General features: G+C 61.6%; 14 protein-coding genes. 3 read left to right on the top strand and 11 right to left on the bottom strand.

Going from position 1 to position 11,695, the window contains the following annotated elements:
- The first annotated feature begins 107 nt into the window (after nt 1-107).
- Entirely contained in the window at nt 108-698 is a 591-nt protein-coding gene (locus ACSQ16_RS08955; RefSeq protein ID WP_243260888.1) for an NAD(P)H-dependent oxidoreductase, read from the top strand.
- On the opposite strand, the gene ACSQ16_RS08950 is transcribed toward ACSQ16_RS08955, so the two are convergent.
- The 10 genes from ACSQ16_RS08950 to yajC are packed head-to-tail and all read right to left on the bottom strand — an operon-like array spanning nt 688 to nt 7,499.
- Nucleotides 688-1,206, bottom strand: coding sequence for a DsbE family thiol:disulfide interchange protein (locus ACSQ16_RS08950; RefSeq protein WP_167360215.1), 519 nt, complete (start codon nt 1,204-1,206; stop codon nt 688-690). The two genes, ACSQ16_RS08955 and ACSQ16_RS08950, sit on opposite strands and share 11 nt — an antisense overlap.
- Nucleotides 1,207-1,219: 13 nt before the next feature.
- Nucleotides 1,220-1,375: a heme exporter protein CcmD gene (gene ccmD, locus ACSQ16_RS08945; RefSeq protein ID WP_243260889.1), complete on the bottom strand. Its 156-nt coding sequence runs from the start codon at nt 1,373-1,375 to the stop codon at nt 1,220-1,222.
- Entirely contained in the window at nt 1,375-2,109 is a 735-nt protein-coding gene (locus tag ACSQ16_RS08940) for a heme ABC transporter permease (RefSeq protein ID WP_243260890.1), read from the bottom strand. Before ACSQ16_RS08940 ends, ccmD begins: the two co-directional genes overlap by 1 nt.
- A gap of 52 nt (nt 2,110-2,161) precedes the next feature.
- Nucleotides 2,162-2,818, bottom strand: a complete 657-nt coding sequence (gene ccmB / locus ACSQ16_RS08935) for a heme exporter protein CcmB (RefSeq protein ID WP_243260891.1) — start codon at nt 2,816-2,818, stop codon at nt 2,162-2,164.
- Nucleotides 2,815-3,426: a heme ABC exporter ATP-binding protein CcmA gene (gene ccmA / locus ACSQ16_RS08930; RefSeq protein WP_243260892.1), complete on the bottom strand. Its 612-nt coding sequence runs from the start codon at nt 3,424-3,426 to the stop codon at nt 2,815-2,817. Before ccmA ends, ccmB begins: the two co-directional genes overlap by 4 nt.
- A 19-nt stretch (nt 3,427-3,445) precedes the next feature.
- Nucleotides 3,446-3,799, bottom strand: coding sequence for an Mth938-like domain-containing protein (locus ACSQ16_RS08925; protein ID WP_243260893.1), 354 nt, complete (start codon nt 3,797-3,799; stop codon nt 3,446-3,448).
- Nucleotides 3,800-3,817: 18 nt separating this feature from the next.
- The gene (locus ACSQ16_RS08920; RefSeq protein WP_243260894.1) at nt 3,818-4,573 is read right to left on the bottom strand and encodes a sulfite exporter TauE/SafE family protein; all 756 of its coding nucleotides are present in this window, start codon (nt 4,571-4,573) and stop codon (nt 3,818-3,820) included.
- On the bottom strand, nt 4,566-5,534 hold the full coding sequence (gene secF, locus ACSQ16_RS08915; protein ID WP_067627537.1) for a protein translocase subunit SecF: 969 nt from the start codon (nt 5,532-5,534) through the stop codon (nt 4,566-4,568). The genes ACSQ16_RS08920 and secF overlap by 8 nt, the downstream gene beginning before the upstream one ends.
- Before the next feature lies 1 nt (nt 5,535).
- Nucleotides 5,536-7,185, bottom strand: a complete 1,650-nt coding sequence (secD, locus tag ACSQ16_RS08910; RefSeq protein ID WP_243260895.1) for a protein translocase subunit SecD — start codon at nt 7,183-7,185, stop codon at nt 5,536-5,538.
- Between the two features lie 35 nt (nt 7,186-7,220).
- Entirely contained in the window at nt 7,221-7,499 is a 279-nt protein-coding gene (gene yajC, locus ACSQ16_RS08905) for a preprotein translocase subunit YajC (protein WP_093925832.1), read from the bottom strand.
- A 218-nt stretch (nt 7,500-7,717) separates the two neighbouring features.
- Here yajC and serS point away from each other — a divergent pair, with 218 nt between their 5' ends.
- Both serS and ACSQ16_RS08895 read left to right on the top strand, forming a co-directional pair.
- The gene (serS, locus tag ACSQ16_RS08900; RefSeq protein WP_093925831.1) at nt 7,718-9,148 is read left to right on the top strand and encodes a serine--tRNA ligase; all 1,431 of its coding nucleotides are present in this window, start codon (nt 7,718-7,720) and stop codon (nt 9,146-9,148) included.
- Nucleotides 9,149-9,433: 285 nt separating this feature from the next.
- Nucleotides 9,434-10,150, top strand: coding sequence for a hypothetical protein (locus ACSQ16_RS08895; protein WP_243260896.1), 717 nt, complete (start codon nt 9,434-9,436; stop codon nt 10,148-10,150).
- A gap of 9 nt (nt 10,151-10,159) precedes the next feature.
- Here the strand turns inward: ACSQ16_RS08895 and der are convergent, their stop codons facing one another.
- Nucleotides 10,160-11,641 carry a ribosome biogenesis GTPase Der gene (gene der / locus ACSQ16_RS08890; RefSeq protein WP_243260897.1) on the bottom strand — a complete coding sequence of 494 codons (1,482 nt, stop codon included), beginning with the start codon at nt 11,639-11,641 and terminating at the stop codon, nt 10,160-10,162.
- Between the last annotated feature and the right edge of the window lie 54 nt (nt 11,642-11,695).

Below are 11,695 nucleotides of genomic sequence, written 5' to 3'. Positions count from 1 at the left end.
TAATGGGCCGCTCCCTTTTCTATGCAGAGCACGCCTGAACCTAAGCTGAGGAACACAAAACGATCGAGTTCGTTGATCCTGAACCACTCCAAGCGGAAGGACGCATAATGAGCCCGAAAATCACCGTTCTCTTTTATTCCACCTACGGCACCAACCACGCTATCGCCCAAGAGGCCGCCCGCGCCGCCGACGAGGCTGGCGCAGAGGTGCGTCTACGCCGCTGCGCGGAAACCGCCCCACAGGCCGTTGTCGATGGACAGGATGCATGGCGTGAACAATTGGAGAAGATGAAGGACATCCCCGAGGCCAAGCCCGAAGACATGGAATGGGCCGATGGGTATTTCATCTCTGCCCCGACGCGTTTTGGCGTCGCCGCCAGCCAGTTCCGCGCCTTCATCGACACGCTGGGGCCACAGTGGCAATCAGGTGCGCTTACCAATAAGGCAGTAACCGCGACCACCTCTGCGCAGAACCCGCACGGGGGCCAAGAAACCACGATCCAATCGATCTATGTCACCGCCATGCACTGGGGCGCAATCATCGTGCCGCCGGGCTATGCCGATGGGGTGAAGTTCGAAGACGGCGGCAACCCCTACGGCTATTCCTGCGAACCCGGCCCGCTGGATGAAACCGGCAAGAAATCCGTCGCCTTCCAAGCCAAACGTCTGGTCGAATTCGCAGGCAAGATCAGCGGCTAAGCGCGTCTTGTAGTGCCGGGAGAAACCGCTGTTCGTAGTCGCTGCCGACCAGCGGCCCGGCAAAGCGGAACAGCACCGTGCCGTCCCCGCCAACGATGAAAGTCTCAGGCGGGGCGGTCACGCCCCAATCAATCGCCACTCGCCCTTGAGGGTCGAAACCAACCCCGGCAAAGGGGCTTTTTTCGTCTTCCAGATAGGCAGTGGCGTTCTTCTCGGTATCTTTGAAGTTCACACCGATGATGTTCATCCCCTCGGCCTGCATTTCCAGCAGCTTGGGGTGCTCAGCACGGCAGGGCGGGCACCAGCTTGCCCAGAAGTTCACGAGGCTGACCTCTCCCCCCCGCAGCATGTCGTCCGTCGCCTGCGGATAGCCCGGCAGCGCCGCCTCAGGCATCGCGGGTGCCTGTTGCCCGACCAGCGTAGAGGGCAACCCCTCGGGGTCATCGCGGTACATGCCGACCGCCGCCAGTGCCACGAAGGCCGCGAAAATCAGCGGCGGGGCGATCATCATGGGAGAGAGTTTAGCCACGGCGTCCGGCCTCCGCTTCGGTTTCTTCCAAAGCGCGGCGTGCCGCCCGGCCTCGCAGCAGGGTCAGCCCCACCAATGCGGCCAACAGCAGCAGCGACACGCCATAGGCCGAGAGCACCTCGGCCGCATATTTTCCAAGTTCCGGCATCACGCCCCCCTGTTCATCCGCGCCCGCAGCGCCGCCGTGCGGCGCAGGCGAATTTCGGTGCCCGTCCGGTAAACGACCAGCGCCAGAAACAGCAGGCCAAAGCCGATCATCGCCAGCACCAATGGGTAGAAAAACACATCCGCTACGCTGCGGTTTCCGGTGGCCACGGGGATCGAGGTGCCTTGATGCAGCCCTTGGTTCCAGAACTGCACCGCATAGCGCGATAACACCGCGAAGACTGAGCCAACGAGGCAGAGCACCGAAGTGAGATCGGCGGCGGTATCCGGGTCTTCGACCGCCTGCCACAGCGCGATATAGCCCAGATAGAACAGGAACAGGATCAGGAACGACGTCAGCCGCGGATCCCACGCCCACCAAGTGCCCCACATCGGTTGGCCCCAGATCGCACCCGTCACCAGCGCGATTAACGTCATGACCAGCCCCACGGGGGCCGCGGCCTTGGCCGCCAGCGCGCTGACGTGGTGCCGACGGATCAGCCAGATCAGCGAGGCGACCAGCATCATGAACCACGCGTTGATCGCCATCAGGGCGGCAGGCACGTGCAAATAGATGATCTTGACCGTGCTGCCTTGCCGCACGTCATCGGGCGTGCCGAAGAACCCCCAAAGCAGTCCGACGCTTACAAAAACAGCCGCCAGCGCCCAAAGCACAGGTTGCACACGCTCTGATAGCGCAAGGAATTTGACCGGGTTTGCGTATTGCCAAAGGGACATGCGGTTTACCTATCGCGCGGGTGGGTGGTGCTCAATGCACGATTTCTTGGGGTCATCGCAACCCCATCCGAAGCACCGCCGCTGCGGCAAATGGCATCAAGGCCACAACGGCCAGCGTCAGCCCCGCCAGCATCAAAAGCGGGGTGCTTGCATCCAAGCCCGCCGCCCCACGCCGCGCAACCTCGGCCCCGAAGATCAGCGTCGGGATATAGAGCGGCAGCACCAGCAGGGACAGCAGCAAGCCGCCGCGTTTGATCCCCACCGTCAGCGCCGCGCCGAACATGCCGATAACCGACAGCGCCGGGGTGCCAAGAGCAAGCGACGCCAGCAGCCACAGATGACCGGGTGCCGCGAGTTGCAGCATCACCCCAAGGAAAGGCGCCGCCAGCACCAGCGGCAGACCCGTGGTCAGCCAATGCGCCAAAGCCTTGATCGCCAGCGCCCCTTCGAGGGGCAAAGGTGCGGTGAGCAGCAGTTCGAGAGAGCCGTCTTCAAGGTCGAGCGCCAGCAGACGGTCGAGCGACAATAGGCAGGCCAACAGCGCCCCGAGCCAAAGCACACCGGGGGCAATCGCCTTAAGCAGCGCGGCCTCCGGCCCGACGCTGAAGGGCACCAGCATGGTCACGATCAGGAAAAACGCCAACCCAAGGCCAAAGCCCCCGCCTGCCCGCAGCGCCAAGCGCAGATCCCGTAGCAACAGCGCCTTCATAAAAACGCCGCGTCGCTGGCGCCGAGATAGGCATCGGGGGCCGCGCGGTAGGCGCTGATATCAAGCACGCGGGCATCGACCCCCAGATCAATATGCGTAGCCATCAGCGCCGATCCCCCCGCCGTCAGATGCCCACGCAGGGCGCTGCCGAAGAGCGCGACAGCATCCGCATCGAGCGAAACCGTCGGCTCATCCAGCACCCAGATCGGCCGCCCGGTCACCAACAGCCGCGCCAGCCCCAGTCGCCGCTTTTGCCCGGCAGAGAGCGTCCCTGCCAAACGATCTGCAAGCGGCCGCAGCGCATAACCATCAAGCGCCTGCGCAATATCAACATTTCCAAAGACCTGCGCCCAAAAGCTCAGGTTCTCGCGCACGGTCAGCATGGATTTCAGCCCATCCGCATGGGCGCCATAGGCGACACGGTCCTCCGCCCCTTCGATCTGCCCCGTGAGCGGCGCTTGCAGCCCGGCGATGCAGCGCAGCAGCGTCGTCTTTCCGGCCCCGTTCGGGCCGCGCAGCACCAAGGCCTCCCCCGCCTCCAGAGCAAAGGATACGCCCGAAAGCACCGGCACCCCGCCGCGTGCCACGCTGAGATCGCTCACTTTCACTGGCCGCGCCGCTCCGCGCTTAGACCGGCAAAAGGGCTAGCGCGATGCGCCGCCCCTCGCTCAGCAAAATATTGTAGGTGCGGCAAGCGGCGGGAGAAGACATCACCTCGACCCCCAGACCAGCCTCTTCCAAGGTCTCACGCAGGTCGTCGGGTATATGCGCCACCTCCGGCCCGGTGCCGAGGAAGACCACATCGACCTTGCCCGCCAGTGCCAGCACTGGCGCGGGATCAGCCAGACCGCCCCAGCCGGTGATGCCTTCGGGGCCGATCACCTGCGGGCCTTGCACGACCTCTCCGCCAATGCGGAAAAAGCCGGGGCCATAGCCATCAATCGGTTTGGCGTCGGTATAGGTGATTTCGTTCAATCGCATGTCATGTCCCTCTCAGGCTCAGATATTCCACAGCGGCAGCCCAAGGATAGCCGATGCGGCGATGACGATATAGGCCACCGCGCGAAAAAGCCGCTCTCGGCCCGGATCAAATAGCTGCGCCCCGATGATATTGGCGATGACATTCGGCACCCCGGCCAAGAGGCCCAGCATCAGCACCGGCCAGACCACCTGCCCCGTCGCTGCCAGCATCACAAAGAGCATCAGGTCCAGCCCGAGAAGATAAAGCAGGAAATTGGCGCGGATGACCGCAGCGGGCCGCCGGCTAGCCATATAGAGCAGGATCACCGGCGGCCCGGCGATGCCCGCGAAACCGGTCATAAAGCCGCCCAGAGCGCCGGTGGCCGTCACCAGCTTCGCACCCAGTGGTCCGTGATAGCGCCAGCCCGCAAGCAGCAGCACCAGAAGCCCCAGAACCACGCCGGAGACAATCCAGCCGAATCCCTCGGGCGACATGAGCGATAGCCCCCAGAGCCCCAGCGGCATCCCGATCAACACCCCCAGCAACAACCGCCCCACTTCACGGGGGGCACCTTCGCGCAGGGCATCGGGGAGGTTTGGCAGGGGGCCGATCAACTCGGCAGCGGTCATGAACAGGATCGCTTCGACCGGAGAGAGCACAGAGGCCGCCGCCGGCATGATAATCATGGCAGAACCAAACCCCGCAAAGCCGCGAACCAGCCCCGCCACGATCACGGCCAGCGCAAGCCAAGCCACCCCGGGGGTGGCCATGGCCTGCGCCAGCAGGTCAGGCATCAATATTGGCGAATTGCGTGCCCGCGCCCGCGTCAGGCTTGGACCAGTCGCGTTTCACGCCAAGGTAGAGCACCACGTTCTTGGCTACATAGACCGAGGAATAGGTGCCGACGATCACGCCCCATGTAATCGCAAAAACAAAGGCCCGGATCACATCGCCGCCCAAGATCAGCAGCGCGATCAGCGCAAGCAACGTGGTGCCCGATGTCATCAGCGTCCGGCTCAGCGTTTCATTGACGGATAGGTTCATCACCTCACGCAGAGGGCGCTTCTTATATTTGCGCAGGTTCTCCCGCAGGCGGTCAAAGATCACCACGGTGTCGTTGATCGAATAGCCAATGATCGTCAGGATCGCGGCCACCACCGGCAGGTCGAAACGGATTTGCAGGATCGAGAACAGGCCGATGGTCAGCACAACGTCATGGAACAGCGCCACCACCGCGCCCACCGAAAACTGCCATTCGAACCGCAACCAGATGTAGATCAGGATCGCCGCCAGCGCCCCGCCGACGGCAAGGAACGCCGTCTGGATCAATTCGCCCGAGACCTTGGGCCCGACGGATTCGACAGAGGTGAATTTGATGTCCGGAGACACGCTTTGCAGCGCCGCTTCGATGGTTTCGATGGTGTCGGTGGTCGCCGCTTCTTGGCCCTCTTGGGCCTGAACGCGGATCATCGCCACATGGCGGTCCGCGCCGAAACCGGGGTCAAAGACCTCGGAAATCGTCACGTCGCCCAGTTCCAGAGGGCCGAGGGCATCACGGTAGGCGCCCACGTCGATGGCCTCAGAGCTTTCGGTCCGCAGGGTCGTGCCGCCGCGGAAGTCGATGCCAAAGTTCAGCCCCATCACGCCCCAAGCGATCAGCGACAGGATCATCGCCACCACGGAAGCGCCAAAGGTGATCTTGGCATAGCCAAAGAAATCGAAGTTCGTGTTGTCGGGTACCAGCTTCAGTCGCATGTCAAACCTCGATTGTCTTGGGACGGCGGCGTTCAAACCAGATCACCACCAGCAAACGGGTGACGAAATAGGCGGTGAATACCGATGTGACGATGCCAAGACCAAGCGTCACGGCAAAGCCGCGCACCGGGCCAGAGCCTAGGGCAAAGAGGATGACCGCCACGATGAAAGTGGTGATGTTGGCATCCAGAATGGCGCTCAGCGCGCGCTCATAGCCCAGCGAGATCGCCCGCGCGGCCCCTTTGGCGTTGCGCTGCTCTTCGCGGATACGCTCGAAAATCAGCACATTGGCGTCGACCGCCATGCCGACCGTCAGCACGATCCCCGCAATGCCCGGCAGGGTCAGCGTGGCGCCGATGAGGCTTAGCAGGCCAAAGATCAGCCCGACGTTGATGATCAGCGCGATATTGGCGAAGAACCCGAAGAGCCCATAGGACGCCCACATGAAGAAAAGCACGGCGGTAAAGGCCACCATCGTGGCGATCTTGCCCGCGTCGATGCTGTCTTGGCCCAGTTCCGGCCCGATGGTGCGCTCTTCGACAAAGCTCAGCCCCGCAGGCAAGGCACCTGCCCGCAGCAGCACCGCAAGGTTGGTGCTTTCCTCAACCGAGAAACGCCCGGTGATGATGCCTGAGCCGCCGGGAATATGGCTTTGGATGGTGGGCGCGCTGATGACTTCGTTGTCGAGCACGATGGCAAAGGGCGAGCCGATGTTCTCGGCCGTGTAATCACCGAACTTGCGCGCGCCGGAGGTGTCAAAGCGGAACGACACGGCAGGTGCCCCGTTCTGGTCAAAGCTTGGCTGCGCGTCGACGAGTTGTTCGCCGGTGACGACGGGAGCGGTCTCAATGGTGTAAAAGACCCCCTCTTCATCCGCCGCAGGCAGGATCGCGTTGCCGATGCCGGGGTTGTCGGCTTCATTGGAGCCACGGTTAACCACTGGGTTGAAGGTCAGCTGCGCCGTGGTGCCGATGATGGCTTTCAACTCAGCCGCCGAGCCAATGCCCGGCACTTGGATCAGAATGCGGTCTGCACCCTGACGCTGGATCGTTGGTTCGCGTGTACCAACCTCGTCAATGCGGCGGCGCACGATTTCGAGGCTCTGCTGCATGGTGCGTTCGTCGGTCGCCTGTTTTTCGGCATCCGACAGGGTGATGGTGATGGTGCCATTGGCCCCGCTTACGTTGATGTCGCTGCCGCCTGCGCCAGTCACGGTGGTGACGGGGCGGGCCAGATCACGGGTGATTTGCAGCGCCTCGGCCATTTTCGACGGATCGTTCAGACGGACCCGCAATTCACCCGCTGGCGCTTCTTCGCGCCGGACCGGGGTCAGGCTGCGCAGAGCGTCACGAACCTCGGGCCATTGTGCTTCCATACGCGAGGCATAGACATCGGCCAGTTGCACTTCGGCCAGCAGATGCGCACCGCCGCGCAGGTCAAGGCCAAGGTTCACCAGCCCCGAGGGCATCCATTCGGGCCAAAGCGCGCGCTGCGCTTCCAACTCAGGCGTGCTGCCCTGCACGTCGATGGCCGCAACCGCGTCATTGTGCTTTTCAACAGGAGCGTAAAAGGCATTGGGAAGCGCGAGCCAAAGCCCTGCCAAACAGGTCAGGACAATGACAATCCGCTTCCACAGATCAATCTGTAGCATAGTTCCGCCTTTGGGTTGCGGCCTCGGGGTAGGGTTTATTTCGCCGGTTCGGTTTTGGAAACGACGGTCGCGATGGTGGCCTGCACCACCCGGATTTTCACGCCTTCAGCGATTTCGACTTCGACTTCGCCGTCTTCTTTGACCTTAACCACCTTACCGATGATCCCGCCTTGGGTGACGACCTGATCGCCCCGGCGCAGACCGGCAACCATTGCCTGATGTTCCTTCGCCTTCTTCTGCTGTGGGCGGATGAGCAGAAAATACATGATCGCGAAGATCAGGATCAGCGGCACAAATTGCTGGATGCCTTCCATGGGGGTCGTCCTTTTCGATGGGTATTGGGCCGCAAATGGGCCTTGAGAATTTGGCCAGAACCTAAGCGCGGTGACAGCCGGGTGCAAGGTGCAAAGCCCCGTGGTTTATATGGGCCAAGGCTGGCGCATATCGCCGCATGGTTGCGGCCCCTACCGCCCTGCCACGCTTTGAGGCATAACGCAGCTAAACCGACTCACCCGATCCCGAGGACAGACATATGCACGATATCCGCGCCATCCGCGACAATCCCGAGGCTTTTGATGCCGCTCTTGCCCGCCGGGGCGAAGCTGCGATGTCTGAGGCTGTGTTGTCCCTTGATGCCGCGCGCCGCGCCAAGATCGCTGCGGCTGAGACGGCGAAAGCTGAGCAAAACAAGGCCAGCAAGGAAGTCGGCGCAGCAAAAGCCAAAGGCGACGAGGCAGAGTTTGACCGTCTGCGGGCCTTGGTCAGCGACAAAAAGGCCGAAGTTGCCGCGATGAATACCGAGGCGCAGGAGTTGGATGCAAAGCTGACGGACATGCTGGCGCGCATCCCGAACAGCCCCGCCGATGATGTGCCGCAGGGCGCGAACGAAGAAGACAACGTTGAGGTGAAGGTCTGGGGCGATAAACCCAGTTTTGATTTCACCCCGGTTGAGCATTACGAGATCGCAAGCGTCAAACCCGGCATGGATTTCGAGACGGCCTCGAAAACATCGGGGGCGCGTTTTGTCATGCTGAAAGGCGGCGTGGCCCGTATTCACCGGGCATTGGCGCAATTCATGATCGATACCCATGTAGACGAGAACGGGCTGACGGAATACAACACCCCTGTTCTTGTCAACAATGCAGCAATGTACGGTACAGATAAACTGCCGAAGTTTGGCGGCGATTCATTCGTAGCCGCTTCAATGGCTAGCCGAGCTCGACTGAGCAAAATGGCCTTGGAAGACTATAGTCACTCTGAACGCGAAATTTTGGATATGCTTTCTGACGCCTCTCTTGCCGACATTGTCGCAGAGGCTTACGAAAAAGCTGATACGCAAGAAGACTATTGGCTAATCCCAACCTCGGAAGTCACGCTTACTTATAGCATTGCCGGGGAAACGCTCGAAGAACGATCACTACCCATGCGCATGACTGCCCATACGCTTTGCTTCCGCTCTGAGGCCGGGAGTGCTGGTCGTGACACGGCAGGCATGTTGCGCCAGCACCAGTTTGAGAAGGTCGAGATGGTGTCGATCACCCATCCCGATGAAAGCGACGCCGAGCAGCAGCGCATGGTCGGCTGTGCCGAAGGTATCCTTGAGAAACTCGGCGTGCCCTATCGTACCGTGATCCTCTGCACAGGTGACATGGGCTTTGGCGCGCGCCGCACCTATGACATCGAGGCTTGGGTGCCGGGGCAGAATTGTTACCGCGAGATTTCGTCGGTCTCGACCACTGGCGATTTTCAAGCGCGGCGGATGAATGCGCGGTTCAAGCCTGGGGGCGGCGGCAAGCCGCAGTTCGTGCATACGCTGAACGGTTCCGGCTTGGCTGTTGGGCGCTGCCTGATTGCGGTGCTTGAGAATGGCCAGCAGGCCGACGGGTCAGTGATACTGCCCGAGGTGCTTGCGCCATATCTAGGCGGCAAGACGACACTGACGGCGGAGGGTGTGCTCGCCTAAGGCTATCGCAAGGCCCGATCCGCGCCGCAGGCGCCGGGCCATCGCCTGCCCGCCCGTCACGCCATAGGCGTGCCAATACATATTGGCGCACGTTTAGCGCGGCGGGTAGGCGATTTGGTGAGGCTGGGGGCGACATAGAACACGCACACCACGGCTGAACCATAAAGTGGCATAAATCATGGTCAGGATCGCCGACCCGCGGTCAGGCGCTGGCCCCTGGTTGCCGTAGCGGGCGGGCGCTCTAAGATTAGATGTACCGCTACATCTTATCCCGCGAGGCCCCGCTTGCCCAAATCATCCCGCACCCTGATCGCAGCGCTTGCTCTGCTGCTCAGCATCGCCTTCGCAATTTCCCCTTTCTTTGTCCCAAGCTTTGCCGGTTTCGATCCGAACCAATTCCCGATCCCGCAAGACAATCCGCCTGCGCAGCCTGCAGGCTATGCGTTCTCGGTTTGGGGTTTGATCTATCTGTGGTTGATCGTCGGCTTGGGCTACGGTCTGCTGCGCGCACCGCGCGACGCGCAGTGGCATGACATGCGGGTGCCGCTGTGCCTGTCACTGGCGGTTGGCACCACATGGCTTGCCGTCGCTGTTATGAGCCCGGTCTGGGCGGCGGTGCTGATCTGGATCATGTTGGTCACGGCGCTGCTGGCGCTTTTTCTCTCTCCGGTCGAAGACCCGCTATGGGCCGCCGCACCGGTGGGGCTCTATGCAGGATGGCTTTCTGCTGCGTCTTGCGTATCGCTGGCGCTGTTGGCGGCAGGCTACGGGTATCTAGATGGGCAGACGGCGGCGCTGGTCTTTGTCGGGCTCGCAGCCGCGCTTGGGCTTATCATCCAAACGGCTTTGGGCCGCACGCCCACCTATGGAATAGCCGTGATTTGGGGGCTGATGGGGGTTGTGGTGACCAATTGGGGTGAGACACCCGTGGTCGCTTATCTGGCGCTTGCGGGCAGCGTTACCGTAGCGCTGCCCACCCTGCGTGCCTTTCGGCGGGGTTGACCCCGCCGCTTAGTCTTTACGTCGCCCGGCCGTGTGCTTGCGCAGCTTTGATGGGGCCGCCTTCTTGCGGTTTTTATAGGGATTCGCATCGGATTGGCCGCGCATCCACAGGCGTATCGGCGTGCCGGGCATGTCAAAGTCCACCCGCAACCCATTGACAAGATAGCGAGAATAACTGTCTGGCACCTTGTCGGGATGGCTGCACATCACCACAAAACCCGGCGGGCGCGTTTTGGCTTGGGTCATATAGCGCAGCTTGATCCGTTTGCCCTGCGGTGCGGGGGGCGGATGCGCCTCCAACATGCCCGAGAGCCAGCGGTTCAGTTGCGCAGTGGTCACACGGCGGTTCCATGTCTCATAGGCACGCATGATCGCGGCCTGAAGGCGGTCAAGCCCCCTGCCCGTTTTCGCACTGACGGTAATCAGTGGCGCTCCGCGTAACTGCGGCAGCAGACGCTCAAAACTCTCTTTGAGATCGCGCAGCTTTTCTTGGCGGTTTTCTTCTATGTCCCATTTGTTCACGGCAACAACGACCGCACGACCCTCACGCTCGGCCAAATCGGCAATGCGCAGGTCTTGCTGCTCAAAGGGAATTTCGGCGTCAAGCAGGACCACCACAACTTCGGCAAACTTCACCGCGCGCAGGCCATCGCTGACACTCAGCTTTTCAAGTTTTTCTTGAACCTTGGCCTTTTTGCGCATCCCGGCAGTGTCGAAAATGCGCATCGGCACCGGATCACCGTCCGGCCCTGCCCAATCGGTCATAAGTGAAATCGCATCACGGGTGATCCCAGCCTCTGGTCCTGTCAGCAGACGGTCTTCGCCCAAAATCTGGTTAATCAACGTCGATTTACCCGCATTGGGGCGGCCCACCACGGCGACCTGCAAAGGTTTGGCTCGCGTCGGCATCGGGACGATTTCGGCCTCAAGATCGTCGTCATCCTCGGGCAGGTCCACATCCGTTTCAGGTGCGTCCTTGACCGCACGGTCTTCGTATTCGTCAGCCAGCGGCATCAGCATTGTGTAAAGGTCGTTCAACCCCTCACCATGTTCGGCTGACATTCGGATCGGCTCTCCCAGACCCAGCGAATAGGCTTCGATCATTCCGGCATCGGCGGCTTTGCCCTCGGCTTTGTTGCCGGCAAGGATCACATGCGCGGATTTCTTGCGCAGAATCTCAGCAAAAACCATATCGGATGGGGTCACCCCAACACGGGCGTCGATCATGAACAGGCAGATGTCGGCCATATCAACCGCGCGCTCTGTCAGGCGACGCATACGGCCTTGAAGGCTGTCGTCGGTGACCTCTTCAAGACCCGCGGTGTCGACCACGGTGAAACGCAGGTCCGCAAGTTTGGCGGCACCTTCGCGCAGGTCGCGGGTCACGCCCGGCTGGTCGTCGACCAGCGCAAGACGCTTGCCGACAAGTCGGTTGAACAGCGTGGATTTGCCGACGTTCGGGCGGCCCACGATGGCAAGGGTAAAGGACATAATTCAGGCTCCGGGCCCCGGTTGGGCCAGTTCAGACACGCGCCTTAGCCTATT

This window comes from Sulfitobacter sp. SH24, assembly GCF_965641895.1.
Classification (GTDB): domain Bacteria; phylum Pseudomonadota; class Alphaproteobacteria; order Rhodobacterales; family Rhodobacteraceae; genus Sulfitobacter; species Sulfitobacter dubius.
Note: the sequence above shows the minus strand (reverse complement) of the source record. Positions and strands in the feature narration are given on the sequence as shown.